We start from the raw sequence: 25,496 nt of genomic DNA, 5'->3' as shown, positions 1-25,496 counted from the left end.
AGAGGATCAGGTTAGCGCCATCCGGGCAAGCAGACCAGCGTCAACGCCACCTTGTGGCGTAGAACGGCCAAGTTGAACAGACAGTGCCCCCTTGCGCGACGCTTCATGGCCCCCTATCGAGTCTCTCATGCAAGAAACCACGGTCGACAGGATCTATCACGCGCTGCTCGAACGGATCGTTACCGGCGATCTGGAGGCAGGCGCGCCGTTGCGGCAGGACCATATCGCCCGCGAATACGAGACCAGCCATGTCCCCGTGCGCGAAGCGCTGCTGCGACTGGAAGCGCGCGGGCTGGCAATTTCCATTCGCCACAAAGGCACCCGCGTCACGGATCTGGAGCCAACCGAGATTCGCGAAGTCATCGAAATGCGCATTGCCTTGGAAACACTGGCGCTGACCCATGCGCTGCCGCAGCTGACAAAAACGGACCTGGCCCGCGCCACAGCCGCGCGCGACGCCTGTGATGCCGCCGAAACCATGGCCGAATGGGACCGGCAGGACCGGCTGTTTCATATGTCCTTGCTCAGCCCCTGCGCCATGCCACGGCTGCTGTCTTCGATCGAGGATCTGCACATTTCGGCCTCGCGCCATGTCTTTGCCCGCCTGCCCGAACGCCGCCAACCGCGACAGGACGCGGATCATGCGGATCTCTTGGCAGCTGTGGCACGGGATGACCTGTCAGAGGCGTGTTCGATCCTGCGCCGCCACCTGCGGCGGGTCGGTTAAGCAACAATTGGGCGCGACCTGTCGTCATTATGCCGCGCTTGCCCCATGACGTTCTGACAAAATGCCGTTATGAGGGTTCGAATCCTTCTAAACTTGGAGCGAACACCCATGTCGAACGCGCAGCTGGAAGCCGCAATCGAGGCCGCCTGGGAGGCCCGTGACACCATCACCCCCGCCACCACCGGCGAAACCCGTGACGCCATTGAGAGCACATTGGCAGCGCTGGACGGCGGCACACTGCGCGTCGCCGAGAAGCTGGAAAACGGCGACTGGCACGTCAACCAGTGGGCCAAAAAAGCGGTTCTGCTGGGCTTCCGCCTGAAAGACATGGAAGAGCAGTCCGGCGGCCCGCAGGGCTCTGGCTGGTGGGACAAAGTCGACAGCAAGTTCAAAGGCTGGGGCGAAGCCGAGTGGAAAGACGCAGGTTTCCGCGCCGTGCCGAACTGCGTTGTTCGCAAATCCGCCTATATCGCACCCGGCGTGGTGCTGATGCCGTCCTTTGTGAACCTAGGCGCGCACGTTGGTGAAGGCACCATGGTTGACACCTGGGCGACCGTTGGCTCTTGCGCGCAGATCGGCAAAAACGTGCACCTGTCCGGCGGCGTCGGCATTGGCGGCGTTCTGGAACCCATGCAGGCAGGCCCGACCATCATTGAAGACAACTGCTTTATCGGCGCCCGTTCCGAGGTTGTCGAAGGCGTGATCGTGCGCGAAGGTTCCGTTCTGGGCATGGGCGTATTCATCGGCCAGTCCACCAAGATCGTCGACCGCGAAACCGGCGAAGTGATGTACGGCGAAGTTCCGCCTTACTCCGTGGTTGTTGCGGGCTCCATGCCGTCCAAGAACGGTGTGAACCTTTACTGTGCAGTGATTGTGAAGCGCGTGGACGAGAAGACCCGCTCCAAGACCGGCATCAACGAGCTGCTGCGCGACTGATCAAAGTCTCAGTTCTGTTTTATACATGGCGTTCCGGCTTTGGCTGGGACGCTTTTTCTTTGGGGCTCTGCCCCAAACCCCGGGATATTTTTGAAAAGATGAAAGGCGAGGCCCGCCGGCCGCTTGCGTCAAACCCGGCGCGGCGCTATGGCGGAGCCATGTCTGAGAAAAAGCCAGAAAAAAAGCCCTCCCGCCAGCAAGTCTATACGCTCCTCGTCCAGATCGGCCGCAAGGAGGGCGATGGGCTGCCTGAAGGCGCTACGGGCGCGGCGCTGATGATCTATGCCTCGGGCGTGGATGAAGCCGAGGCGGTACGCGAAACCGTTGCGATCCTGAAACAGGCCGACACCGCACCGCTGGATGTCACAGGGTATGGCACCCTCGCCGAACGCGAGGCCGAAGGCCATGAGATTGGTGATGAAGAGCGCGATCTGATGCAGCGGGCGCTGGAAGAAAACGCCGTGATCGTGGCGCAGATGACCCCGTTCTTTGGCGACGAGGACATTGAAGGCGCGGTGCTGCACTAAGCCCTGAAGACCTCGCGCGCCTTAGCGGCGCGCGCCAAACCATTTCCGGTAAAGCTGGTCGTAGCTGCCGTCTTCCTGCATGGCGAGAAGCGCGCGGTTTGTAGGCTCGACCAGGGACGAGCCCTGACCAAACGCCAGACCATAGTATTCGGTCATAAAGCGGTTGCCGACAATGTGACCTGTGGTGTGGCCGCCAGCGCGGATGTAGTGGTCAAGGATCGGCGCATCAAAGACCACAACGCGCACATCACCGTCCTCGAACGCTTCGATCAGCTGATCCAGCCCCGGATAGGCAATAAAGTCGATCTCGCGGCGGTCCAGAAATCCGGCCGCAGTTGAGGCCTCTACCGTGCCGACACGTTTGCCATAGAGGTCATTGACCCCCTGCACCGAGCCGGTGATTGCATCCACAGTCATCACAGCGGTGATTTTCGCCACAAAAACGGACACGATAAACAGGGACGACAGCACCAGAAGCACCGCAAAGACCCGCCCAAAGGCAGAGCGCGGCACGCGTTCCTCGAACCCGCCATTCACCACCAGATTGAGCGCCCACCAAAAGGATGGGAACCAGGCGTCTTTCAATGGGCGGTCAAAATAGGGCTGCGCTTTGCGTTCAAACACCCACATCAGCATGCCACCGCAGAACAGCATCAGAAACGCCAGCCCGATCGCAGCCGCCAGATCCCAGGAAAACAACGCCCGCAGCAGGCTGGGCTGCCGAAGGTCTTCGTTGGAGACCATGATCGACAACCCGCTTTCAAAGATCGGCTGGCTGAAGTCCATTGTTTCTTCACGCACCGCAGTGATCGAGATATTGGCACCCGCCACATCTGCCTGCCCGCCCGGAACCCCATAGAGCATGGCAGCAAAGCTATCTTGACGATGAATTTCAAGATCCCAGTTCAACCGATCCGCCAGCGCGCGCAGCAGATCGATGGTGAATCCCGTCTCTGCGCCGTCTTCCTCCATCGAAAACGGTGGCCGCGTCACGGTGTTCACCACCACCGTTTGCCGGTCTGCAGTGTCCACAGAGGCGCCAGCCTCTTGCCCCATGACAAAAGCAGGAAGCAGCAGGAACTGCGCCAAAACAACGATGCGGAGGCAGAATTTAATCAACGGGGGAGACCATCACTTTGCGTGGATTTCGGCAATGCGAATAGGCCCTGAAAAGGATCAAGGCAAGGATCACTGAACGCCGGACCATTCAAGGGGAAAAAACGCGACCACAAAACCACGCAATGCGCTGAATTGCTGGGCTCTGATGAATTGCACAGGGGGGCTGATCCGCGCTAGGTCTGCTGAAATCAGAATTTTCAGACAAGGTGTTGACCATGACTGCAACAGACCCTGCCGCCCTCACAGCTGCGTTGATCCGCTGTCCTTCTGTAACGCCGGTCGAAGGCGGCGCGCTGGTTCTTCTGGAACAGTTGCTGAGCGAGGCAGGCTTTGACTGCACCCGGGTGGATCGCGGCGAGACGTCCAACCTCTTTGCCCGTTGGGGGGCCAAAGGCCATGCCCGCACCTTTGGCTTTAATGGCCACACTGATGTTGTACCGGTTGGGGACGAAACAGCCTGGACCGTGGATCCATTCGGGGCTGAGGAAAAAGATGGGTTCATGTACGGCCGTGGTGCTACGGACATGAAATCTGGCGTTGCCGCCTTTGCCGCCGCCGCAGTGGATTTTGTGCGCGACACGCCGCCCGATGGGGCGGTGATCCTGACCATTACCGGCGATGAAGAAGGCGACGCGACCGACGGCACCACAGCGCTCTTGGATTATATGGACGCCGAGCAGGAACAGATGAGCCACTGTCTGGTGGGCGAGCCCACCTGCCCCAACCACATGGGCGAGATGCTGAAAATCGGCCGCCGTGGGTCCATCACTGCATGGTTCACCGTTCTGGGCGTTCAGGGACACGCCGCCTACCCGCACCGGGCCAACAATCCGCTGAATGGGATGGTGCGCCTGATGGACCGGCTGGCCGGTCACGAGCTGGATCAGGGGTCGGAACATTTTGATGCCTCGACGCTGGCCGTTGTCCAGCTGGACACGGGCAATGCCGCCACCAATGTAATCCCGGCGCACTGCACCGGGGCGGTCAATATCCGCTTCAATGACCTGCACAGCGGCGCCTCACTGACCGACTGGCTGCAAGCCGAGGCAGACAAGATCGAGGCGGAATTCGGCCTGACCGTCGAGATGAAGGTGAAAATCTCGGGCGAGAGCTTCATCACCCCGCCAGGGGACCTGTCCGATCTGGTCGCAGGCGCGGTTGAGGCCGAAACCGGTATTCGCCCCGAACTGTCCACCACCGGCGGAACCTCGGATGCACGCTTTGTGAAAAACCACTGCCCTGTCGTCGAATGCGGTCTGGTCGGCAAGACCATGCACCAGGTGGACGAACGGGTCGAGGTGGCGCATATTCATCAGCTGAAGGCGATCTACAGCCGTATCCTCAAGGAGTATTTTGCATGAGCCTTGAAATCGCGGTGACCGACGACTTTGACACCTGCCTGCGCTTGCGGTTTGAGGTGTTTGTCGACGAACAGGGCGTGCCCATTGAAGAAGAACGCGACGCGCTGGACGACAGCGCGCTGCACCTGCTGGCGACGGACAATGGCACGCCTCTGGGCACCGCGCGGATTGTGTTTATCGGCGACACCGCCAAAATCGGCCGGGTTTGCGTGGTGAAATCCGCGCGCGGCACCGGCCTTGGCGCGAAACTGATCGAAGCCTGCGTTGATGCCGCCCGTGCCCGCGATGGCATCACCCGCGCCAAGCTCGGCGCGCAGATTCATGCGCTTGGGTTTTATGAGAAACTGGGATTTGAGGCCTACGGCGACATCTACCTGGATGCAGGCATTGAGCACCGCGACATGGTCCGCCGCCTGAGCTGACACCAAGCTGACCCAAGCATCCCCGCCCTTGCCCCAGACAGAGCACCCGAGTCACAGCGCCAAACTCCTGCATTTTTCAACATGACGTTGTCATGCGGGCGTGGTACGCGGGGATATGGCTCGCATTCCTACCAAAGCCGAGGTCCTCGATTGGATCTCCGCCAACCCGACTCAGACCTCCAAACGCGACATTGCCAAGGCTTTTGGCATCAAAGGCGCAGAGCGGATTGACCTGAAACGTGTGCTCAGGGAGCTAGAGGCCGAAGGGCATCTGGAAAAGCGCAAGCGCAGCTATGGCGACCCGGATCGCCTGCCGCCGGTGACCGTTCTCCTTGTCAAAGCCCCAAATGAAGACGGCGACCTGTTCGCGCAGCCGCTGGAATGGCACGGCGAAGGTGTTGAACCGGTGGTTCTGATCATCCCCCGCGCCTCGGATCCGGCCCTTGGCGAAGGCGACCGTATTCTGGCGCGGATGACCGTGGTGCAGAACGAAGACCACAATTACGAGGCCCGTCTGATCCGCCGCATTGGATCGAACCCGAAACGTGTGCTGGGTATTTTCCGCAAAGGATCCGAAGGCGGGCGTGTGGTGCCGATCGAGAAGGCGTCATCAAGCGAATTTCAGGTGGCCGAGGACGCCACCCATGGCGCTCGCGACGGCGAACTGGTGGAGGCCGAACAGGCGGGACCCAAGACCCGCATGGGCCTGCCACGGGCACGCGTTGTTGAACGCCTGGGCGACCCAAGCGCCCCCAAGGCGGTGTCGCTGATCGCCATTCATCAGCACGGCATCCCCGATCACTTCCCCGATAGGGTGATCGAACAGGCAGATGCCGCCAAACCGGTGGGCCTGTCGGGCCGCACAGATCTGCGCGATATGCCATTGGTCACTATCGACCCCGCCGATGCGCGCGACCATGATGACGCCTGTTTCGCCCATGCCGATGACGATCCGGAAAACCCGGGCGGCCATATCATCTGGGTCGCGATTGCGGATGTTGCAGCCTATGTGAAACCGGGCTCGCCACTGGACCGCGAGGCGCGCAAGCGCGGCAACTCCAGCTATTTCCCGGACCGCGTGGTGCCAATGCTGCCCGACCGCCTGTCGGGCGATCTGTGTTCGCTGCACGAAGGGGTGCCGCGGGCCTGTCTGGCCGTGCGCATGAAGATCGATGCCGAGGGCAACAAGATCAGCCACAAGTTTGTGCGCGGTCTGATGAAATCCGCGGCCTCGCTGCACTATGAAGAAGTGCAGGATGCCATGGACGGCCGCGTGTCAGAGCGCACCGAACCCTTCCTGGAAGAAGTTATTAAGCCGCTTTACGCCGCCTATGCCGCGCTGGTCGAGGCCCGCAAGCGCCGCCAGCCGCTGGATCTGGACCTGCCAGAACGCAAGATCGTGCTGAACGACAAAGGCGAGGTCACTTCGGTCAATTTCCGCGACCGACTGGATGCGCATAAGCTGATCGAGGAGTTTATGGTGCTGGCCAATGTCGCCGCCGCCGAAACCCTGATCAAGAAACGCAGCCCGCTGTTGTTCCGGATTCATGAAGAACCCGAACAGGAGAAGCTGGATAACCTGCGCGAAACCGCGCAAGCTGCCGGTCTGAACCTTGCCAAAGGTCAGGTGCTGCAGACCCGCCATCTGAATGCGCTGTTGAATGCGGCCGCGGGCACGGATGATGCAGAGCTGATCAATATCTCGACCCTGCGGTCGATGCAGCAGGCTTACTATGCGCAGGAAAACTTTGGCCACTTTGGCCTTGCCCTGCGCAACTACGCGCATTTCACCTCGCCCATCCGCCGCTATGCGGACCTGATCGTCCACCGGTCGCTGATCAAGGCGCACGGCTGGGGGGATGATGGGCTGAGCGTCGAGGAAATCGAACAGCTGGAGGACACCGCGACCCATATTTCGCAGACCGAGCGCCGTTCGATGGTGGCGGAGCGGGACACAACGGACCGCTATCTGGCGTCTTACCTGTCCGAACGGGTCGGAAATGAGTTTGCGGGCCGGATTTCGGGGGTTGCCCGCTTTGGGGCCTTTGTAAAGCTGGACGAAACCGGTGCAGATGGTCTGGTGCCAGTGCGGTCTATCGGGCGCGAGTTTTTCCACTTTGATGCCGATGCCGGCACGCTGATGGGCGTCGACACCGGGCTGACGATTGCGATTGGTATGCGCGTCACGGTAAAGCTGGTGCAGGCTGCGCCGGTGACGGGCGGGCTGGAGCTGGAGCTGTTGTCGCTGGAAGATGCCGCCATGCCAAAGGGGCACGGTGGCCGCCCCGGCAAAGGCAGCGGGCGTCGCCGCAGCCCCGCGGGCCGTACGGTGACTCGCCGCAAGGTCGAAAAATCGAAACACAAAGCTGCAAAAACCAAGCGCAAGGTCACCCGCAAACGCAAGTGACCCTGACCATGGATCAGGCTGCGACAGGCAGGGTGAGGGCAAAGCGTTGCGCCACCCGGTCGCTATAGGACAGGAGCGCGCTGTGGTTCGCAGCGCGCTCTGCCGTTTCAGGATCCGTTGGGAACCGCGTGAGGGCTTCCACCATGGGGGCCAGCGAACAATCCGCCGCCGTGGGCTGGTCGCCAAACAGGAAGGGCTGGTCGCCAAGTGTCACGCGGAGCGCCGACAGATCCTGATCAAGCCGCAGCAGACGTTCTTGTTTGTCAAACCGGGTAAGGCCGGTGAAATGCAGGCCCGCCAGCACCCCAGCGCGGAATTGTTCAACAATTTCCTTTGGCGCTTGGGCAAAAATCGTCTGGTGCAGCGCATCCCAGCCTGCGGGTTCAAACCAGCGCGCACAAATCAGCCGCAGGATCAGGCTTTCATCGACCATGCGGATGATCTGCCGGGACTGCGCTTTTTGCTGCGCGGTGAGCCCTGCATCAAAGTCAGCTCCCTTCCCTTCAAGAAACCGGCGAATGCCTTCGCTGTCCGGGATCAGATCTGTGCCGACCCGCAGCACGGGCAACTTGTGATGGGGCGTCGCGGTGAGATCGCCAAAGTCCTCGCGCTGCCAGGGTTGGCCCGACAGTTCGAGCAGATAGGCCGCTTTGGTGCAAAAAGGCGAAAGGCTGTAAAGGCCACCGCCCCCCTGATGGGACAGAAGAGTGAGCATGAGGAAATTTCCTTCTATTTTAGGGTCGTTTAAAGGATCGTTGTCCGTTGCGATGGCTTTGGTCTAACCTCCCCTCATGCCAATTTCTGTCATGAGCTCGCTCCACAGTTCTGAAGACTCGCGCAAGGACCCAACACACCAATGGCCAAAACCGCCCGCCTGTTCCGCCTGATGCAATTGCTGCGCTTGGGCACACCGCCGATCACCGCGCAGGTGCTGGCCGCAGATTTGGGCGTATCGGTGCGCACCCTGCACCGCGACATTGACGAGCTGCGCAAACTGGGTGCGGTGATCGATGGCGAGGCGGGGTTTGGCTTTACCCTGATCGAAGACGCGACGCTGCCGCCTTTGGGGTTTACCGCAACGGAACTGGAGGCGCTGGTTCTGGGCCTGCGCGAGGTGCAGGAAACAGCGGATCCCGAATTGGCAACGGCCGCGCAGAAGGCCCTTGGAAAATTGGAATCGCGCCTACCAGAGAGCCAGGCCCACCGGCTGCGCCACGCCGTTTTGAACGCGCATCGCTTTGATCGGCCTGCGGTTCCCAATGTGGATCCCGCCACCCTACGCACGGCCTGCTGGGACGAGCGCGAGATCACGTTCGACTATGTGGATGGCGCTGGCAAAGGCAGCACGCGGCGGGTGAAGCCCTTGTCCTTGTTCTATTTTGATCGCTCAACCGTTTTGGTTGCCTGGTGTTATCTGCGACAGGATTTCCGGGTTTTCCGATTGGACCGGATGGATGTGCTGACTGTCAGCGATCAAAGTTTTCGACCAGACCGCGTGCCCCTGCTGCGCGCCGCGATGGCCCAGTTTCGCAAAACAGCATCGCAATAAAAGCGTGATGGCCGGCAAGCGCTTGCTCACGCGGAAAGAGAGTTCTTCCGCCGCGCCGCGCCCCCCGCTACAGTCAAACGAAACAACGAGCAGCATAGGTTAAGGGTATCATGACGACATGGCTGAAACTGGCCGTCGCGGCGACCGCGATCATGGCAACACCAACCTGGGCCGAAGCGCCGCAAACCAGCCCGCGGCCCACCATAAGACCTGCCCTTTTGGATCACGCAGCGACGGCGACACCGCGGCCGCGGATGCGCGCATTGGTGAACGCGACGGCAAGTTCGGAAATCAAAGTCGCCGACAACGCACGTTTTGATCGCTGGCTTAAGGGCTTTTTTGGCCGTGCCCGTGCGCAGGGCATTTCGCAAGCCACACTGAACCGGGCCTTTCAGGGCGTAAGCTATGACGCCGATGTTATAAAACGCGACCGCAATCAGTCCGAATTTACCAAAACCATCTGGCAGTATCTCGACTCTGCCGCCTCGGATACGCGGGTGAAAAACGGCGGCAAAGCGCTGCGACAGCACCGTAAGACACTGGAGCGGATCGAAGCACATTATGGCGTCGAAAAAGAAGTGGTTGTGGCCGTCTGGGGGCTGGAAAGCTCATTCGGCAGCTATCGCGGGGATATGGATGTGATCCAGTCGCTGGCGACCCTTGCCTTTGACGGGCGGCGCGGCAAGTTCTTTGAAGCGCAGTTGATTGCGGCGTTGAAAATCCTGCAATCGGGCGATGTTGCGCCGCGCAAAATGAAGGGCAGCTGGGCCGGCGCAATGGGCCATACCCAATTTATTCCAACTTCTTATCTGGCCTATGCAGTGGATTTTACCGGCGACGGCAAACGCGACATCTGGTCGGAAAACCCCACCGACGCGCTGGCCTCGACCGCGGCCTACCTCAAACGCTCTGGCTGGACCAAAGGCCAGCCCTGGGGCGTGGAAGTGCGCCTGCCCAAAGGCTTCAACTATGCCTTGGCCAGCCGCAAAGTGCAGAAAAGCCCCGCCGAATGGGCCCGTCTGGGCGTGCGTAATATGGAGGGCGGCAAAGTGCCAAACCACGGCACCGCGTCGATCCTGCTGCCCGGCGGCGGCAATGGCGCGGCCTTTATGATCTTTAAGAACTTTGCCGCGATCGAGCGCTACAATGCGGCCGATGCCTATGTGATCGGGGTTGGTCACCTGAGCGATCGACTGGCAGGCGGCCCCGAAATCAAAGGCCGCTGGCCGCGCGGCGACCGGGCACTGAAGTTCCGCGAACGCAAGGAAATGCAGCGCCGCCTGACACGCGCCGGGTTTGACACGGATGGTGTGGACGGCAAGATCGGCCCCAAGACCATTACGGCGATCCGAAACTATCAGATCGCAAAGGGCCTGACCCCGGATGGCTATGCCTCGCTCAGCTTGCTGCAACATTTGCGGTAAGCGAGGAGGGGGCCCTGCCCCCGCCCTTCGGGCCCCCCGGAGTATTTATAGCCAAAAGAAGTGCCGGGGGCCTACCCCGGGCTCAGGCCGCGGAGTTTTTCGGACCGTCGACGCAACAGTTCTACTGTGGTCAACAACGCGATGGAGATCAGAACGAGAATTGTTGCAACCGACAGGATCGCCGGGCTGATCTGTTCGCGAATACCGTTCCACATCTGACGCGGGATGGTCTGTTCATCAAGGCCGCCGACAAAAAGCACCACCACGACCTCGTCAAAAGATGTGACAAAGGCAAAGAGCGCGCCAGAAATCACGCCCGGCAGAATCAGCGGCATCTGCACGCGCAGGAAGGTGAGTGTTGGACTTGCCCCCATGCTGGCCGCGGCGCGGGTCAGCGAATGATCAAAGCCCACCAGCGTTGCGGTCACGGTGATGATCACAAAAGGTATGCCCAGTGTCGCATGGGCCAAGATCACCCCAAGATAGGGAATGCCCCAATCCTGGATCGAGATCGCGGAGTAAAAGAAGAACAGGCCCGTTGCCACGATGATAATCGGCACAATCATCGGCGAAATCAGGATGGCCATGATCACCCGGCGGCCCGGCATTTCAGGCCGCGACAGACCAAGGGCTGCAATAGTGCCCAGCACGGTGGCCAACAAAGTCGAGAAGAAACCGATAATGATCGAGTTCTTGGTGGCCTGGATCCAGGCCGCATTGGACCAGGCATCCGCCCACCAGCTGCCATCGCGCGCCGCGTCGGGGGCCTGCATGCCAAAGGTCAGCAGCAGGTCGTACCAGCGGGTTGAGTATCCTTCGGGATCGAGCCGCAGCATTTTCTCGGTGAAGGTAAAGTAAGGCTCTGCGTTGAAGGACAGCGGGATCACCACAAGGATCGGCGCCATCAGGAACAGGAAGATCAGCGCGCAGATCACCAGATAGGTGTAATGCCAGATCCGTTCGAGCCGTGAGGCATGTTTGGGAAGGGCCATGGTCGTTTACCCCAGCTTCAGATTGTCGATGCCCACCAGCCGGTCATACAGCCAGTAGAGAAGAAGAATGCCCCCCAAGAGAAGCGCAGCCAGCGCCGCAGCCAGCGACCAGTTCAGCGATTTCTGCATATGGAAGGCGATGAGGTTGGAGATCAGCTGACCATCCGCGCCGCCCACAAGCGCCGGAGTGATGTAATAGCCAACGGCCAGAATAAAGACCAACAGCGCCCCCGCCCCAATGCCGGGCACGGTCTGCGGGAAATAGATCCGGCGGAAGGCCGTCCAGCTGGTTGCCCCCAGTGACCGCGCCGCGCGCACGTAGGACGGGTTGATCGGGCGCATCACCGAATAGAGCGGCAGCACCATAAAGGGCAGCAGAATATGGGTCATGGCGATAATTGTGCCCAGCTGATTGTACATCATCTGCAGGCGATTCTCGTCGCCCAAAAGCCCCATGCTGACCAGCGCGTCGTTCACCACACCCTGGCTTTGCAACAATACCATCCAACTGGTTGTTCGCACCAAAAGCGAGGTCCAGAACGGCAGCAGCACAAGGATCATCAAGAGGTTCGATTTTGCCAGCGGCAGTGTCGCCAGCAAATGGGCAATCGGATACGCGAGTAGGAAACAGAGGAAAGTAATCAGCAGCGACAGCATCAGCGTCCGGGTGAACAGCTTGACGTAAACCTGCCGGTTCTCATTCACGGACACCACATTGCCGTCAACATCTTTGGTCCGGTCCATCGCCGCGAGGTAGAAATTCGCAGTATAGGCCGAGGTTGCATCGCGCATCACACGCCACAGCATCGGGTCGCCCCAATCTTCGTCCAGATCAAGGATGGCTTCTTTGTAGGGCGGTTCCAGTTTCTTTGCGCGACGCGCAGCTTTGGTGAACATGGACCGCGAGCCAGAGAGCTCATAGTTGATGCGCGTGCCCGCCTGACCTGCGGCTTTGACCTCGCGCAGGACCAGAAGATCAGCGGCCAGAGCCGCAAAGGCAGCCTCGTCTGGGTCCGTGCCTGCAGGGTTGTCCTTGAACCATGTCTTGAGGTTGGTCATCAGCGGGGTTTGAGTGCCCGAACCGATATCTTCGTGCAGGGTGAACCCGTCATTATAGACCGAGCGATGCAACATCTGGCCGATGGGCACAACAAATGTCAGCAGGATAAAAGCCAGAAGCGGTGCCACCAGAAAGAAGGCGCGCCAGCGGGCATGGGATTGCGCCCGGGCAAGGGCCTGTTTCAGCGGGCGTCCGTCAGCTGTGGTCAGCCCCTTTGCCGGGGCTTTGGCCACATCTTCATCCGGGGAAAAAGTCGCGTCGGTCATGAGGTCTTTCTGAATGTGTCAGAAGAGGAGGGGCCGATGCCGGCCCGCTCCGTTGATTTTCAGATCAAGATCAGTTGGCGAGCCAAGCGTTGAAACGCTCGTTCAGCTCGGCGTCTTTATCAACCCAGAACTCAAAGTTGTTGACGAGCGCATTGCCAAGGTTGGCTTCGGCCGTCGGCATATGCGGGGCCATTTCAGTTTTGCCGTCCGAGTATGTGCCGACCAGCGCACCGGAGGATTTCCGCGCCGGACCATAAGAGATCCAGGAGGCCTGATCCGCCAGGCGCTGGGTATCCGTGGAGAATGAGATAAACTGCAGCGCTGCGTCCTTGTTCGGCGCTCCTTTGGGCACAACAAAGAGGTCAAAATCGAGGATCTGACCATCCCAGACGATTTCCAACGGCTGACCTTCACCCACAGCGGCGTTGAAGATACGGCCATTGTAGGCGGTGGACATTACAACCTCGCCATCAGCCAGCAGCTGCGGCGGCTGCGCGCCAGCTTCCCACCAAACAATATCGGATTTGATGCTGTCGAGTTTCGCAAATGCGCGATCCACACCTTCGTCCGTGTCCAGCACATCGTAAACGTCGCCTGCGGGCACACCATCCGCCATCAGCGCCATTTCAAGGGTCGCTTTGGCAGATTTGCGCAGACCGCGCTTGCCCGGATAGTCAGCGATGTTGAAGAAGTCGTCGATCGAATCTGGCGCGGTGGCGTTGTTTTCGGTGTTGTAGGCCATCACGGTGGACCAGACGATATTCGCAACCGCGCAATCCTGCAGCGCACCTTCGATAAAGTCATCTGCCGCCGGGGTGCCATCGGGTGCAGCCGGCAGGATGGAGCTGTCAATCTCTTCCAGCAGGCCTTCGTCACACAGACGCACCGCATCCGAGAATTCAACGTCTGCAACGTCGATGCTCACATTGCCGGCTTCCACCTGCGCTTTGATCGGGGTTGCCGGGTTGTCGGCATCAACAGAGTTGATCTTGATACCGGTCTCGGCGGTGAAGGGCTTGTGATAGGCTTCAACCTGGCTCTTGGTGTAGGCACCGCCCCACGACATCACGGTCACTTCCGCCGCCTGTGCGGCAAAACCCACCGATGTCAGCGCGGAGGCCAGCAGGGCTGTCTTGATCTTCATAAGTCTTTCTCCCGTATCATGCCCATTTGTCTGGTGAAGCGGCAGCCTGGGCATTTCAGCCGCTGCTTCTAATCGAAACCTCTTGAACAAAAACGGGGCCGGAAGCTGTGGCTTCCGACCCCGGTTTCAATGTCATGCATCCAATGCGCGGCAGTCGTCCGGCATCCAGCCGATCTGCACCGTGCTGCCCGGCACCAACCGCTGCTGACCCGGCGCATTGCGGCATTTCATAATGAAGTCGTCATTGCCGGCAACGGACAGGCGAGTGCGGAAGGTGTCACCCATGTAGATGAACTCTTGCACTTCCGCAGTCAGCATATGGGCACCAGCGGGCAGGCGCTCCGGCTTGAACTCGACCCGTTCGGGACGGATTGACACGCGCGTGCGTTCCCCCGCTTGGCTGACGTTAACTGGCTTGGCGTCGATCACTTCGCCACTATCAAGCTGCACCAGCGCACGATCGCCGGTGATTTCGGTCACCGTGCCCGCCAGCGTGTTGTTTTCGCCAATGAACTGCGCCACGAAATTGTTCTGCGGTTCCTCGTAAAGCTCATCCGGCGGTGCAAGTTGCTGAATGCGGCCATCGTTGAATACGGCAACCCGGTCCGACATGGTCAGCGCTTCGGTCTGGTCATGGGTGACGTAAACAGTGGTGATCCCAAGGTCGTGCGCCAGACGCGTGATTTCGAACTGCATCTTTTCGCGCAGCTGCTTGTCCAGCGCGCCGAGCGGTTCGTCCATCAGCACCAGTTCCGGTTCAAACACCAGCGCACGCGCCAGCGCGACACGCTGTTGCTGACCACCGGAAAGCTGCGCTGGACGGCGGCCTTCAAATCCACCCATCTCGACCATCTCAAGCGCACGGCGCACTTTGGCCTCGCGTTCGGATTTGCCGATATTGCGCACCTCAAGCGGGAACGACAGATTTTCGGCAATCGTCATATGCGGAAACAAGGCATAGTTCTGGAACACCATGCCAATGCCGCGTTTGTGAGGTGGAATATTGTTGATGGACACGCCGCCAAGCCGGATATCCCCGTGGGTGGCTGTCTCAAATCCTGCAAGCATCATCAGGCAGGTGGTTTTGCCCGACCCAGAGGGTCCAAGCATTGTCAGAAATTCGCCCTTTGGCAGGGTCAAATTCAGGTCTTTGACCACCAAGGTTTCGCCATCATAGCTCTTTTGAACACGTTCGAATTCTACGAACGCATCCGATCTCGACGCATCGGCCAAATCTTCTTCCCCGTTTAGTTTATCGTGGCAGTTTTTCCTGCTCTTGATGGTTCAAGGTAAGCATAGCCCCCTTGCGCATGGCAACAGGGCAAAGCCAGATTGCAAAAATCCCTTTCTGAACATGCCGCGCACAAACGGGAGATTTTACCCGATTCACCCACAATTTCGGCATTTTCTTCGAAAATACTCCAGCAAAACCGAAGAAACCCCCACAACTTACCGCTGCTTGACGGTCTAAAAAACAGGCACATACGTCAACTGGATCGGATCCAATTCGGGACAAAGGGTCGAATCGTCCCCTTCACGCCCCATCGCCTGAACCTCAAACAAGACCCTCTTTGCGCAGTTCACTGTGGCATTCGTCCAGGGATTTCCACGCCCGTTCGATCAGCAGATCAATCTCATCGGGCTGGATCACCAAAGGCGGGGATACGATCATACGGTCCCCTACATGGCGCATAATCAGATTGTTGGCAAAGCACCGTTCGCGGCAAATGTACCCCACGGTTCCGGCCTCTGCCTTGAACGGGACGCGGGCGGATTTGTCCGGCGTTAGCGCAATCGACCCCATAAGGCCCACCATTTTTGCCTCGCCCACCAACGGGTGTTCGGTCAGAGCTTGCCATTTCTCCTGCAGATAGGGGGCGGCAATATTGCGCACATGACCGACAATATCCTCTTCCTCCAGAATGCGCAGATTTTCGAGCGCCACCGCAGACGCCACCGGGTGGCCCGAATAGGTATAGCCGTGGTTAAACTCGTCCTGCGCAATGACCGAAGCAATCTCGTCCGAAACAATGGATCCCCCAATCGGCGCATAGCCGGACGACAACCCCTTGGCGATAGTCATAACGTCGGGGCGAATGTTCAGGGTCTGACTGCCAAACCATTCACCGGTGCGACCAAAGCCGCAAATGACCTCATCGGCAATCAAAAGGATCTCGTATTTGTCGCAAATCCGCTGAATTTCTGGCCAGTAACTATCCGGGGCCACAATCACGCCCCCCGCTCCTTGGACTGGTTCCGCAATGAAAGCCGCGACTCGATCTTCTCCAAGATCCAGAATCGCCTGTTCCAACTCCTGCGCCCGCGCGCGGCCAAAATCCTCGGGGCTCATCTCGCCGCCTTCGGACCACCAGTTGGGCTGGTTGATATGATGAATGTCCGGGATCGGCAGACCTCCCTGCGCGTGCATCCCTGACATCCCCCCCAGTGACCCCGACCCAACGGTAGAGCCATGATAGGCATTCTTACGGCTAATGATCACCGATTTTTGCGGCTTGCCCTGCATCGCCCAGTAATGCCGAACCATGCGGATATTTGTGTCATTGGCCTCGGAGCCGGAGCCTGCAAAAAACACATTGTTCAGATCCCCCGGCGCAAGTTCTGCCAGTTTCGCGGCAAGCGCGATGACTGGCGTGTGGGTGGTCTGGAAAAACGTATTGTAAAACGGCAGTTCCCGCATTTGTCGGGCGGCAACATCTGCCAGCTCCTCTCGGCCATAGCCGATATTAACACACCACAGCCCCGCCATTGCATCAAGGATCTGTGCGCCTTCGCTGTCGGTCAGCATCACCCCGTTACCCGAGGTGATGACCCGCGCACCTTTCTGTGCAAGACCCCCATTGGCCGTAAACGGGTGCATATGATGCGCCGCATCCAGCGCCTGCAGTTCGGCCGTGGGGAGGTGGTTGGTGATCGACGACATGGGCAGACTCCTGAAACCGCCCCAAGTCCAAAAACTAAGGGCCAAATAGCACCTCTCGGGGCTATTTCAGAATATGATCAAATTATGCGCTGTCAATCCGCAGACAAACCTTGGGCAAGCCCCTGCCGCATCTGTTCCATGCCCTGCACAACATCCCGTTCCATCGCCAATGCCACCAGATCCGCGTTGCGCTGACGCAGGCCGCTCAGGATATCCTTGTGATGATCCTGCACGTTCTGTGTGCCGACACGACCACAAATAATCCGCAATGACGGACCAAATCGCAACCACAGCCGATCCGCCAGATCCCGCAAAATGGGCGCATCCGCATGTCTATCCAGTTGCTTGTGGAAGGTGTAGTTCAGTTCCAAGTAACGACGGATGTCTCCTTGGGCGATGGCCTGATCAAGGGTCTCGTCAATTTGCGCGAGGGCCTCGATTGCATCATCGGTGATATGGCGTGCAGCGCGCCGGGCCAGTTCGCATTCCAAAGAAACCCGTGCGAACAAAAGCTCATCTATATCAGCCTCAGACAGCAGCGGAACGGACACCCGACGGTTGCCCTGAAACACCAAAGCGCCATCCGAAATAAGCCGCCGAATTGCTTCGCGCACGGGTGTCATGCCAGCGCCTGAATGTTCAACCAGCCCCTGAATGGTAACCGCCTGCCCCGGCGCCAGTTCCCCAAACAGGATCTGCGCCCGCAACTGCTGATACACCGCCTCATGGGCTGGCTGCTTGCTGGCAGGCACTGAAACAGATTGCGCAGATGGGGCCAAAGGCAGAGCTTCCTTCGTGGCTGAGGTCGAAAACCGGTCGTCAGAGGCGAGCATAAACGAATGCGGATCAGATCGCAAAAAATGATCAAATTCAATGTGGAACCGTTTCAGGATCGACACAGGCCCAGCGCCGCGAGCTCTAGATTCGCCGCTGCCCGATCCCCGCGCCACAGGCAGTAGCTGGCCATGCGCCAGTGAAACCACGGCCGCAAATCCATCAAGCGTGCGACAACCTCGGGATCGGGATAGGCGGTCAGGAAAGTTTGAACCTCATTGTCACTCAGCGGGTCACGACCATAGATGGTCTGCATGGCCGGCGACAAAAACAGCGCCAGATCCTCGGCCGGATCCCCCACCTTCGGGCACTGCCAGTCGATCAACACCAATCCACCCTGCCGGACGACGATATTGCCGGGCACGGGGTCGCCATGAATCAGGCACATATGGTCGGTGGGCGTCACAACCCCCTCGGGCGCGTGCAGTAGAGTGTCCTCCACAGGATCACAGGCGCGCAGAATGTCCAAAGTTTGCGCCGCCAAGTCAGCCGAGCCATTGGCCCCCAAAGGCAACCCAGACGGCGGGTTCAGTTGGTGCAATTTTCCCAAAAGCGCCGCGACCTGTGCGGTATTTTCGCGCCACGGTGTGCCTTCGATATGGCGATACAGCAGCCAGTTCTGCCCCTCGAACTGCCCTGCGGCGCAAAGGTCAGGCACCAGACCTGTCCCTGACAAAGTCTCCAGCACGCTTTGTTCGCTGGCGGCAGAGTTGGCAAACAACGGGTTCCTGGCCGAACTGGCAAAAAGTTTCAGAATAAATCGCCCCGCACGCCACACATGGTTCGAACGTCCGCCGCTGAGCCGGAGGGGTGTTTCCAATACAAAACCCTGCCCCGCGACGTGGCGGAACAGGGTTTGTTCAAATTCTGAAGACAGCTGGTTCAGGATCGGCTCCGCGGTTGCGCTGCCTGTGCTCCGGCAGCGGCGAGGCCGATGAAGCCACTGGCCTGATGAAATCAGAGTCCGGCGGTCTCAGACTCTGGTTCACGCAGTGCGGTCACCGACGACGCCAAAATGGCCGAGCCGCTATCCAGGATCAAGGCCACTTCGCCATTGTGCGCCTGTGTCTCGGTGACCTGGGCATAGATCTCTGCCACCTCTGTCAGAACATTTTCGTCATTGCTGAAGCTTTCCACCACAAAGGTGTAGTTCCCATCGGGCAGCACTGTGCCATCATCGCGGCGTCCATCCCATTCATAGGGGTCCGCAGACACCGGCAGAGACAGGCGCTGAACCTCGCTGCCGTCTTCGTCATAGACCACCATATCAACGCGATCAGACACTGCGGCGGGGTTGGGATGCACAGTGACGGAATTTTCGCCATCAAACTGCGCCGCTGCGGGGGCGCGCACTTCTTTGCCAACCCACCCTGTAAGCTGGGTCATATTCGACAGGGACAGCTGACCCATAATCGCGCTCAGCGTGTCATTGGTCTGAACCTGCTGTTCCACGGACGAGAACTGCGCCAGCTGCGCCGTGTAGTCCGACGAATCCATCGGGTCGAGCGGATCCTGATACTGCGCCTGGGTGGTCATCAGAGTCAAAAACGTCTCAAAATCGGACGTCAGTGCCGAAGTGGCCGCCGACGAAGCGGCCTGCGATGTTGATGTTTGCGGCGTAACCCCAAATTGGGAGAAATTCGTCAGTTCCATTCTTAGACCCTCATATCCAGCACTTCGGCTGCCAAGTTTAGATGTCCGCCAATCAGGGCGGTCTCTTGTTCCGTTTCCGTCAGGGCGTCCCCGTCCAGCAGGCCTTCGCCCGCGTCGCCAGAGCTGCCTTCGCTGCTGCCGGAATGTTCAGCGCCACTGCCAGCAAAGTTGAATTCAACATTGTCAAAGCCCATTTCCTTGAATTCTTTCTCAAGCTCATGGATGTGGCGCCGCATAAGTTCTTCGGTTTCAGGGCGTTCTGCCTGAATCACCATGGCAATGCCCGTCTCTGTGGTAGACAGGCGCATTGTCACATTGCCCAGTTCTTGCGGGTTCAGGACCACTTCCACCTTCGGCTTGCCCTGCATCGCCGCTTCGGCCAGTTGCACAGCCACAAAACGGGGGGTGCCATCGCGATAGGCGGTGCTGCTGCCTGCCCGCACTGAGGCTTCGGTCAGCATTTGTGGCAGCGCAAGCATGTCAGATCCACGTTCCGTCCCGGTCGTCACACCCGCCAACGGTGCCGCCAGCCCGGTCGAGGCCTCATCCGCACCCGCTGCGAACAATGACGCGCCCAGAGTTTGCGCAGACACAGAAACCCCTGCCGCCGTCATCAAACCCGAAGCAGAAGGCGCTGCTGGTCGTGTTGGCTGCGCCGCGGGCTGCGCGCCCCAAGTCGGAACCGGAACAAGTGGAACAGCGCCAGCTGTGCGCGACGCAGCAGCAGTCACCGCGGGTTCCACAATCGGACCACTTGCGCCAGCTTTGAGCTTCAGATCCCCCGCAAGAGCCGCCTGCGATACGTCATCACCCGCATCAGCCACGGGCTGGGTCGCAGTACGCGCCAGTTCAGCGCCCTGCACGAGCCCCCGCCCGCCCTGTTGCGCAGGCTGAGCAAAAGAAGCGGCAGATGCCTGTACCGCAGAGGTCGTTTGTGGGTTCGCCAAACCGACCAGAGGATCCGTTGCTGCAGCGCCCTCAACACCCTTTTCGACAAGGTCTTGGGCCAAATCGTCAACAGCGATGTCTGCCCCATCTGATGTCGGCGCGACGGGTTCGGCTTCTGATGCCCCCAATTGGGGTTCGACCGCAGCGGGACCATCAACCGGGGTTTGCGCGCTCTCTGCGAGTGCAGTTGGGACAGGCGTCGTGCCTTCGGTCTGACCCTCAGTTTCCACAGAGGCAAAATTGACGTCTTCCGGCTGCTCCAAAGGATCGGAAGAGACCTGAGCCTCTGCCACGCCCTGCGCTTCAGTCTCTGGTTCGGGCGAAGCACCTTGCGCTTCATCGCTGCCCGGATGGGTCGCGTCAGAAGCCATATTTTCGGTATCCTTCGGTGCCTCTACACTGTCAGAAGACATGTCATCTGCACGCGATTGGCCCTGGCCCTGTACGTGTTTTTCAAAGTCACCACCTCCGCGCTTGGCCTGCACAGAATCGCTCTGTGCCCTACCTGATTGCGCGTTAAGTGATTGTACTTGCTGTACTATGTTGATCATGAGCCACCGGACATTCTATCGCGTTTGTCTCAGGTTTATCTCAAATCGGTTACGCGATTTTTAACCGGATCGTGCGCAAAGTCACCGTGTTCGAAGAATTCGATCCGATGGAACCGAGGTGCAAAATGCCCATGTCTCTTTCGAACCCCATTGTGGGTTCTCCTAATGTATTGCTTCAGAAGTCCGGCGCATCTGCTGCCGGGACCCTTGATACGCTGTCTGCGCAGGACAAAGCCCTGCGCGAGGCTGCGGTTGAACTGGAAGCCTCCTTTCTTTCTGAAATGTTGAAATCTGCAGGCCTTGGCAAATCCCGCGAAGGATTTGGCAATGGCGGTGCAGGTGAAGACCAATTCTCCGGCTTCCTTGTTCAGGCCCAAGCCAAAGAGATCGCCAAATCAGGCGGCATCGGCTTGGCCGAGACCATCTACAACGCCCTTAAGGAGTCTCAAGAATGAGCACACCGACCCCACAAGACTTGATCGACGCATTGGACGACCAGCTCGAACTGGAACGTGACGCGTTGAAAAATGGCCAGCTCCACAAACTCGAAGCGATTCTGGCCAAAAAAGAAGAGCTGATCGATGAGCTGAACGCTCAGGACGATCTTGGCCATGAAAAGCTCAATGATGTGCACGACAAGGTCAGCCGCAATCAGGATCTGCTGAAAAACGCAATGCTGGGCATCAAGGCTGTCTCGGCCCGCATGCAAGAGCTGCGCAAGGTGCGTCAGGGCCTCGAAGTCTATGATCCGCGTGGTCAACGCGCCCGCTATGCCACCAATGGTGCCATGAAGCTGGAGAAGCGCGCATAACCATTTGGGTTTTGGAGAAAATTTTAAAAAGGCAAATTTGGCCTTTAGGACTCCGTTAGGACCTAATGGGCCAAATTCCATCTGCACCTGATCGATAGGTGGCGCCGAGGCCCGAGGGCAAGGCAAGGTCAGAAGACGTCAGAAAACAGCTCCATACCGGAGCACGGATAAATCTACGGGGTAAAATCGCCCCACCAGCTAAGGAATATACGCTATGTCCAGCATTCTGACCAACAACGGCGCAATGGTTGCTCTGCAGACTCTGAAAACTGTCAACAGCGACCTGGAAGACACTCAGAAGTCCATCTCCACCGGTAAAGAAGTCGGCACTGCAAAAGACAACGCAGCTGTATACGCGATTTCCAAAACCATGGAATCCGACGTTGCAGGCTTTGAAGCCATCGAGCAAGGTCTGGCAGTTGGTGAAGCAACCGTTGCTGTTGCCTCCGCCGGTGCCGAGCAGATCGTTGACACACTGACCGAGATCAAAGAACTGATCATCTCCGGCCAGTCTGAAAACGTTGACCACGCCAAGATCCAAGAAGACATCACCTCCAAGACCGAACAGGTGACTGCGATCATCGACGCGGCACAGTTCAACGGTGCAAACCTGCTGAAAACCGACATTGATGGTGCGGGTTCTGGTACCACCGACCTCGGCGTTCTGGCATCGCTTGACCGCGCAGGCGCAGGTGGCACCGTGACTGCAGTGGAAATCACCGTCTCCACCGTCGATTTCGAAGCGGACCTGGACTTCTCCACGTCGCTGACCTCCATCACCGACTCCGCAACCGCGGCGACAGCGCTGGGTGAAATCGAGGCCCTTCTGGAAGTCGCGATCACTGGTGCCGCGGCACTGGGTGCGGATGCCGCCCGTATCGAAGACCAGTCTGACTTTGTTGGCAAACTGACCGACGCGATGACCATGGGTATCTCCACCATGACCGATACCAACATGGAAGAAGCCTCTGCACGCCTGAACGCGCTGCAAACCCAGCAGGAACTGGCAGTTCAGTCGCTGACCATCGCGAACGAAGCTCCGTCCACACTGATGCAGCTCTTCCGCTAATACGACCTTTGATCTGGGGCGTGGTTTCGCGCCCCAGACCCCCCTTCGCTGAGAATCAGTAGAACAAAACGTTAGGAAAACACGTGAATGCCCTTCTAAAGGCGAAGAGCGCCTACGCGGCGGCAAAAGCCCCCACCCGTACTGCCAGAGACACCGAATACGAGATCATGGCGCGGATCACCCACCGGATGATCGCAGCCAATGCCAAAGGTGCCGATGGTTTTACTGAACTGGTTAGTGCGGTGACCGACAACCGCAAGCTCTGGGCTCTTTTCAGCGCCGATATGGCCAAGCCTGGGAACAAACTGCCCGACAGTCTCAAGGGTCGCCTGTTCCACTTGGCACAATTCACGCGTGAACACAGCAGCAAAGTGCTGGCCCGCAAAGCAACGGTCCAGCCCTTGGTAGAAATCAACACGGCCATCCTGCGTGGCCTACGGAGCGGAGCGTCCTAAAAATGAGCGGATTGGTCCTTAAACTTGCGCCGAAAGAGCGCGTCTTGGTCAACGGTGCCGTCATCGAAAACGGTGATCGCCGCAGCCGTCTGTCCATTGTCACCCCTGATGCAAACATCCTGCGCCTTCGCGATGCCATTCATCCCGAAGAAGCCAATACCCCAGTGCGCCGCGTCTGCTACGCAGCCCAGATGGTCCTGGCCGGCGAGGTGGATGCCGAAGAAGATAAACTGCCGATGCTGCGCCGGATTGAAGAGCTGAGTCAGGTCTTCACCGATGCCGACAGCCGCAGCGCCCTGGCGGAAGCCACCGACGCTGTCATCAGCGACAATCACTATCGTTGCCTGAAGGCTTTGCGGGCGCTTTTGCCCCGTGAGGAACGGCTTATGGCCGTGCGCTCACAATGACCTTCACGCCGTATATACCTTCGCAGGGCATAGCGGGCTGGAACTTTCTCCAGTCCACATATGACCGCCAGTTCGAAGCTTTCTCGCAAAGCGGGGATCTTTCGAACGATACGGACTACTTCCTCGAGAATATCGGGGCAGTGCAGACCAGCGAAGACCTATTGAACGACCGTCGCCTCTTGCAGGTGGCGGTTAAGGCGTTTGGGCTGCAAGAAGAAGTAGACTATCGCGCTCTTTTGGAACGCGTCCTGAACGAAGGCACGACGGCCTCTGATGCCTTGGCCAATACCTTGGACGACCAACGGTATGTGGAATTGTCCGAAGCCTTTGGGTTCGGACCAGGTCAGTCTTTGAAAACTGCCGACAAGGGCGCGATGCAGTCCGTTGTCGATGCCTTCAACACGTCGTCCTTTGAGGAAGCCATTGGCGAACAGGATGAAGTGATGCGAAACGCGCTTTTTGCGCAACGCTCCTTCCCGGAACTGCTGGGCGACACCATACAGGAAGAAGGCAGCGAAGGCAGCTTGCGTGACAATGCGGTGAGTGAATTCCTTGCCCGAATTGGCGGCGACCCAGAAGAAGAAGAAGACCGGACGCTCGAGGAAAAATGGCAAGAGATGCTGAACCGCGATTCTCTTGATGAATTCTTCAATACCGCATTCTCTTTGGGCAACAGCGTCCTGACGATGGACGATGATGAACGCATCGAAGCCTATATGGACTCGGCCGAAGAGCTGCTGGGCACCTCGGATCCGGCAATCTTCTTTGCCCCGGAAAATGCCGCGAATGTGACCGCCCTGTTTACGGCCCAAGCAAGACGCGAAGGCACGATGAGCACTGAGGACATCAGTGCAGCTGCGGAACTGAGCAGCCGCCTGCTCAGCGCAATGGTGGCAGAGGAATCGGCTGTCAACGAAGTCTGGAGCGATCTGCTCGACAACACGCAGTCGCGTGAATTCTTCGAAGTCGCGTTGAATGTGTCTGACCTGAGCGGAATTGACTCAACAGCGGCCATTGAACTGGTCAAGCGGAAGGCCGAAGATATTTTTGGCACTGACGACCCGCGCGAATTTGCAACGGGCAGTGATCGTGACGCCACCATGGAGATCTTCAGAACCGCCGCACAGGACCAGGGGCTGAGCAGCGGAGACATATCCCGGTCGATTTCTGTCACCAGCAGTATCTTCAATATTGTTGTGCCGGATGAAGCCGATGCCAACGCTGACGCTGCTGTGGACGCCAAATGGCTGGCCGTGATGGGACAAGGCGTACTGCCATCGTTCTTTGAAACCGCGTTCCAACTGCCAAATGATTTCGATGAGCAACCCATCGATGATCAACTGGCTGAATACAAAAACCAGGGTCTGGCCCTGTTTGGCACCAATGACCCCGAAGAGATTCTGAATTCGTTCAACACCACCAACATCTTCAGCATCTACCGCACCAATGCAGAAGCTGAAGGCGAGCTGCCGAGCTTGGTGACATACACCGAAGATCTTGCACGCGGCGAACTAGAGAAGCTTTTCCCGGCGGAAGAAGAAGAAGATATTGATTCACTTCTGGAAAATATCTTTGGTGATGACGAAGATCAGACCTCGGACATTGACACCATGTGGTTCACGATCATGGGGCAAGAGGCTTTGACCGACTTCATGCAGGCCGCTCTGGGCCTGCCCGAAGAAGTGGGGCAGATGGATATCGATATTGCGCTGGACGTGTATAAAAACCGGGCACAGCAAGTGCTTGGCTCGGACGACCCCTCCGTTTTCGCCAACTCTGAGAACATGCAGGGGCTGATTGACCGCTACCTTGCCACATCCCAGATCGGTGGGGGTGCTGGGGGCAGCTCGAGCAATTCAGCGGTCTTGAGTTTGTTCCGCTAAATCCCTCCAT

25 protein-coding genes are annotated in these 25,496 nt (G+C 58.7%); 14 read left to right on the top strand and 11 right to left on the bottom strand.

Translation table 11 applies throughout. From position 1 onward, the window contains the following. The first annotated feature begins 127 nt into the window (after positions 1-127). The 3 genes from TRM7557_RS12975 (at position 128) to TRM7557_RS12965 (ending at position 2,190) form a co-directional block, all read left to right on the top strand. Positions 128-727, top strand: a complete 600-nt coding sequence (locus TRM7557_RS12975; protein WP_058290617.1) for a GntR family transcriptional regulator — start codon at positions 128-130, stop codon at positions 725-727. Between the two features lie 108 nt (positions 728-835). Then, on the top strand, positions 836-1,663 hold the full coding sequence (gene dapD, locus TRM7557_RS12970) for a 2,3,4,5-tetrahydropyridine-2,6-dicarboxylate N-succinyltransferase (RefSeq protein ID WP_058290616.1): 828 nt from the start codon (positions 836-838) through the stop codon (positions 1,661-1,663). Positions 1,664-1,821: 158 nt separating this feature from the next. Further along, positions 1,822-2,190, top strand: coding sequence for a hypothetical protein (locus TRM7557_RS12965; protein ID WP_058290744.1), 369 nt, complete (start codon positions 1,822-1,824; stop codon positions 2,188-2,190). Between the two features lie 21 nt (positions 2,191-2,211). Here the strand turns inward: TRM7557_RS12965 and TRM7557_RS12960 are convergent, their stop codons facing one another. Continuing rightward, the gene (locus TRM7557_RS12960) at positions 2,212-3,246 is read right to left on the bottom strand and encodes a transporter substrate-binding domain-containing protein (RefSeq protein ID WP_058290743.1); all 1,035 of its coding nucleotides are present in this window, start codon (positions 3,244-3,246) and stop codon (positions 2,212-2,214) included. A gap of 278 nt (positions 3,247-3,524) precedes the next feature. Between TRM7557_RS12960 and dapE the strand changes: the two genes are divergently transcribed. The 3 genes from dapE (at position 3,525) to rnr (ending at position 7,499) form a co-directional block, all read left to right on the top strand. Then, positions 3,525-4,670: a succinyl-diaminopimelate desuccinylase gene (dapE, locus tag TRM7557_RS12955; RefSeq protein WP_058290615.1), complete on the top strand. Its 1,146-nt coding sequence runs from the start codon at positions 3,525-3,527 to the stop codon at positions 4,668-4,670. Then, on the top strand, positions 4,667-5,092 hold the full coding sequence (locus tag TRM7557_RS12950) for a GNAT family N-acetyltransferase (protein WP_058290614.1): 426 nt from the start codon (positions 4,667-4,669) through the stop codon (positions 5,090-5,092). The genes dapE and TRM7557_RS12950 overlap by 4 nt, the downstream gene beginning before the upstream one ends. Before the next feature lie 115 nt (positions 5,093-5,207). After that, positions 5,208-7,499 carry a ribonuclease R gene (rnr, locus tag TRM7557_RS12945; RefSeq protein WP_058290613.1) on the top strand — a complete coding sequence of 764 codons (2,292 nt, stop codon included), beginning with the start codon at positions 5,208-5,210 and terminating at the stop codon, positions 7,497-7,499. A gap of 13 nt (positions 7,500-7,512) precedes the next feature. Here the strand turns inward: rnr and TRM7557_RS12940 are convergent, their stop codons facing one another. Next, positions 7,513-8,214, bottom strand: a complete 702-nt coding sequence (locus tag TRM7557_RS12940) for a glutathione S-transferase family protein (protein WP_058290612.1) — start codon at positions 8,212-8,214, stop codon at positions 7,513-7,515. 141 nt (positions 8,215-8,355) lie between these two features. On the opposite strand from TRM7557_RS12940, the gene TRM7557_RS12935 reads away from it, so the two are divergent. Both TRM7557_RS12935 and TRM7557_RS12930 read left to right on the top strand, forming a co-directional pair. Further along, complete coding sequence (locus TRM7557_RS12935; protein ID WP_058290611.1) at positions 8,356-9,048, top strand: helix-turn-helix transcriptional regulator; 693 nt, start codon at positions 8,356-8,358, stop codon at positions 9,046-9,048. A gap of 110 nt (positions 9,049-9,158) precedes the next feature. Next, positions 9,159-10,472 (top strand): lytic murein transglycosylase, encoded by a 1,314-nt coding sequence (locus TRM7557_RS12930; RefSeq protein ID WP_058290610.1) that lies wholly within the window; start codon positions 9,159-9,161, stop codon positions 10,470-10,472. Positions 10,473-10,543: 71 nt separating this feature from the next. Here TRM7557_RS12930 and TRM7557_RS12925 read toward each other — a convergent pair whose 3' ends face one another. The 9 genes from TRM7557_RS12925 to TRM7557_RS12885 form a co-directional block, all read right to left on the bottom strand. Next, the gene (locus TRM7557_RS12925) at positions 10,544-11,464 is read right to left on the bottom strand and encodes an ABC transporter permease (RefSeq protein ID WP_058290609.1); all 921 of its coding nucleotides are present in this window, start codon (positions 11,462-11,464) and stop codon (positions 10,544-10,546) included. Between the two features lie 6 nt (positions 11,465-11,470). Next, positions 11,471-12,790 carry an ABC transporter permease gene (locus tag TRM7557_RS12920; RefSeq protein WP_058290608.1) on the bottom strand — a complete coding sequence of 440 codons (1,320 nt, stop codon included), beginning with the start codon at positions 12,788-12,790 and terminating at the stop codon, positions 11,471-11,473. 70 nt (positions 12,791-12,860) lie between these two features. After that, entirely contained in the window at positions 12,861-13,934 is a 1,074-nt protein-coding gene (locus tag TRM7557_RS12915) for an ABC transporter substrate-binding protein (RefSeq protein ID WP_058290607.1), read from the bottom strand. Between the two features lie 132 nt (positions 13,935-14,066). Next, on the bottom strand, positions 14,067-15,167 hold the full coding sequence (locus tag TRM7557_RS12910; protein ID WP_058290606.1) for an ABC transporter ATP-binding protein: 1,101 nt from the start codon (positions 15,165-15,167) through the stop codon (positions 14,067-14,069). 322 nt (positions 15,168-15,489) lie between these two features. After that, positions 15,490-16,875 (bottom strand): aspartate aminotransferase family protein, encoded by a 1,386-nt coding sequence (locus TRM7557_RS12905; protein ID WP_058290605.1) that lies wholly within the window; start codon positions 16,873-16,875, stop codon positions 15,490-15,492. 92 nt (positions 16,876-16,967) lie between these two features. After that, positions 16,968-17,708 (bottom strand): GntR family transcriptional regulator, encoded by a 741-nt coding sequence (locus TRM7557_RS12900; protein ID WP_058290742.1) that lies wholly within the window; start codon positions 17,706-17,708, stop codon positions 16,968-16,970. A 53-nt stretch (positions 17,709-17,761) separates the two neighbouring features. Next, complete coding sequence (locus TRM7557_RS12895; RefSeq protein ID WP_082626607.1) at positions 17,762-18,529, bottom strand: phosphotransferase family protein; 768 nt, start codon at positions 18,527-18,529, stop codon at positions 17,762-17,764. Between the two features lie 137 nt (positions 18,530-18,666). Continuing rightward, the gene (locus TRM7557_RS12890) at positions 18,667-19,362 is read right to left on the bottom strand and encodes a flagellar hook capping FlgD N-terminal domain-containing protein (protein WP_058290604.1); all 696 of its coding nucleotides are present in this window, start codon (positions 19,360-19,362) and stop codon (positions 18,667-18,669) included. Positions 19,363-19,364: 2 nt separating this feature from the next. Further along, positions 19,365-20,681: a flagellar hook-length control protein FliK gene (locus tag TRM7557_RS12885; RefSeq protein ID WP_165592460.1), complete on the bottom strand. Its 1,317-nt coding sequence runs from the start codon at positions 20,679-20,681 to the stop codon at positions 19,365-19,367. 311 nt (positions 20,682-20,992) lie between these two features. Between TRM7557_RS12885 and TRM7557_RS12880 the strand changes: the two genes are divergently transcribed. The 6 genes from TRM7557_RS12880 to TRM7557_RS12855 all read left to right on the top strand — a co-directional run bounded on the left by TRM7557_RS12880 (position 20,993) and on the right by TRM7557_RS12855 (position 25,486). Next, positions 20,993-21,316, top strand: coding sequence for a rod-binding protein (locus TRM7557_RS12880; protein ID WP_058290740.1), 324 nt, complete (start codon positions 20,993-20,995; stop codon positions 21,314-21,316). Next, a complete protein-coding gene (locus TRM7557_RS12875; protein WP_058290602.1) occupies positions 21,313-21,672 on the top strand; it encodes a flagellar biosynthesis protein FlgN in 360 nt (119 codons plus the stop codon). Before TRM7557_RS12880 ends, TRM7557_RS12875 begins: the two co-directional genes overlap by 4 nt. A 214-nt stretch (positions 21,673-21,886) precedes the next feature. Then, positions 21,887-22,741 (top strand): flagellin N-terminal helical domain-containing protein, encoded by an 855-nt coding sequence (locus TRM7557_RS12870; protein ID WP_058290601.1) that lies wholly within the window; start codon positions 21,887-21,889, stop codon positions 22,739-22,741. Positions 22,742-22,824: 83 nt separating this feature from the next. Beyond that, positions 22,825-23,196: a flagellar biosynthesis regulator FlaF gene (flaF, locus tag TRM7557_RS12865; RefSeq protein ID WP_058290600.1), complete on the top strand. Its 372-nt coding sequence runs from the start codon at positions 22,825-22,827 to the stop codon at positions 23,194-23,196. A gap of 2 nt (positions 23,197-23,198) precedes the next feature. Next, positions 23,199-23,603 (top strand): flagellar biosynthesis repressor FlbT, encoded by a 405-nt coding sequence (gene flbT / locus TRM7557_RS12860; RefSeq protein WP_058290599.1) that lies wholly within the window; start codon positions 23,199-23,201, stop codon positions 23,601-23,603. Further along, on the top strand, positions 23,600-25,486 hold the full coding sequence (locus TRM7557_RS12855) for a DUF1217 domain-containing protein (RefSeq protein WP_058290598.1): 1,887 nt from the start codon (positions 23,600-23,602) through the stop codon (positions 25,484-25,486). Before flbT ends, TRM7557_RS12855 begins: the two co-directional genes overlap by 4 nt. Positions 25,487-25,496: the final 10 nt, after the last annotated feature.

Origin of the sequence: Tritonibacter multivorans (assembly GCF_001458415.1) — a bacterium.
GTDB classification, from domain to species: Bacteria; Pseudomonadota; Alphaproteobacteria; order Rhodobacterales; family Rhodobacteraceae; genus Epibacterium; species Epibacterium multivorans.
Note: the sequence above shows the minus strand (reverse complement) of the source record. Positions and strands in the feature narration are given on the sequence as shown.

What these genes read in the sequence shown, in the direction of transcription:
- TRM7557_RS12975 (WP_058290617.1), top strand. Translation starts at nt 128, where the DNA reads ATGCAAGAAACCACGGTCGACAGGATCTATCACGCGCTGCTCGAACGG.
- dapD (WP_058290616.1), top strand. Translation starts at nt 836, where the DNA reads ATGTCGAACGCGCAGCTGGAAGCCGCAATCGAGGCCGCCTGGGAGGCC.
- TRM7557_RS12965 (WP_058290744.1), top strand. Translation starts at nt 1,822, where the DNA reads ATGTCTGAGAAAAAGCCAGAAAAAAAGCCCTCCCGCCAGCAAGTCTAT.
- TRM7557_RS12960 (WP_058290743.1), bottom strand. Translation starts at nt 3,246, where the DNA reads ATGGGGCAAGAGGCTGGCGCCTCTGTGGACACTGCAGACCGGCAAACG.
- dapE (WP_058290615.1), top strand. Translation starts at nt 3,525, where the DNA reads ATGACTGCAACAGACCCTGCCGCCCTCACAGCTGCGTTGATCCGCTGT.
- TRM7557_RS12950 (WP_058290614.1), top strand. Translation starts at nt 4,667, where the DNA reads ATGAGCCTTGAAATCGCGGTGACCGACGACTTTGACACCTGCCTGCGC.
- rnr (WP_058290613.1), top strand. Translation starts at nt 5,208, where the DNA reads ATGGCTCGCATTCCTACCAAAGCCGAGGTCCTCGATTGGATCTCCGCC.
- TRM7557_RS12940 (WP_058290612.1), bottom strand. Translation starts at nt 8,214, where the DNA reads ATGCTCACTCTTCTGTCCCATCAGGGGGGCGGTGGCCTTTACAGCCTT.
- TRM7557_RS12935 (WP_058290611.1), top strand. Translation starts at nt 8,356, where the DNA reads ATGGCCAAAACCGCCCGCCTGTTCCGCCTGATGCAATTGCTGCGCTTG.
- TRM7557_RS12930 (WP_058290610.1), top strand. Translation starts at nt 9,159, where the DNA reads ATGACGACATGGCTGAAACTGGCCGTCGCGGCGACCGCGATCATGGCA.
- TRM7557_RS12925 (WP_058290609.1), bottom strand. Translation starts at nt 11,464, where the DNA reads ATGGCCCTTCCCAAACATGCCTCACGGCTCGAACGGATCTGGCATTAC.
- TRM7557_RS12920 (WP_058290608.1), bottom strand. Translation starts at nt 12,790, where the DNA reads ATGACCGACGCGACTTTTTCCCCGGATGAAGATGTGGCCAAAGCCCCG.
- TRM7557_RS12915 (WP_058290607.1), bottom strand. Translation starts at nt 13,934, where the DNA reads ATGAAGATCAAGACAGCCCTGCTGGCCTCCGCGCTGACATCGGTGGGT.
- TRM7557_RS12905 (WP_058290605.1), bottom strand. Translation starts at nt 16,875, where the DNA reads ATGTCGTCGATCACCAACCACCTCCCCACGGCCGAACTGCAGGCGCTG.
- TRM7557_RS12900 (WP_058290742.1), bottom strand. Translation starts at nt 17,708, where the DNA reads ATGCTCGCCTCTGACGACCGGTTTTCGACCTCAGCCACGAAGGAAGCT.
- TRM7557_RS12890 (WP_058290604.1), bottom strand. Translation starts at nt 19,362, where the DNA reads ATGGAACTGACGAATTTCTCCCAATTTGGGGTTACGCCGCAAACATCA.
- TRM7557_RS12885 (WP_165592460.1), bottom strand. Translation starts at nt 20,681, where the DNA reads ATGGCTTCTGACGCGACCCATCCGGGCAGCGATGAAGCGCAAGGTGCT.
- TRM7557_RS12880 (WP_058290740.1), top strand. Translation starts at nt 20,993, where the DNA reads ATGTCTCTTTCGAACCCCATTGTGGGTTCTCCTAATGTATTGCTTCAG.
- TRM7557_RS12875 (WP_058290602.1), top strand. Translation starts at nt 21,313, where the DNA reads ATGAGCACACCGACCCCACAAGACTTGATCGACGCATTGGACGACCAG.
- TRM7557_RS12870 (WP_058290601.1), top strand. Translation starts at nt 21,887, where the DNA reads ATGTCCAGCATTCTGACCAACAACGGCGCAATGGTTGCTCTGCAGACT.
- flbT (WP_058290599.1), top strand. Translation starts at nt 23,199, where the DNA reads ATGAGCGGATTGGTCCTTAAACTTGCGCCGAAAGAGCGCGTCTTGGTC.
- TRM7557_RS12855 (WP_058290598.1), top strand. Translation starts at nt 23,600, where the DNA reads ATGACCTTCACGCCGTATATACCTTCGCAGGGCATAGCGGGCTGGAAC.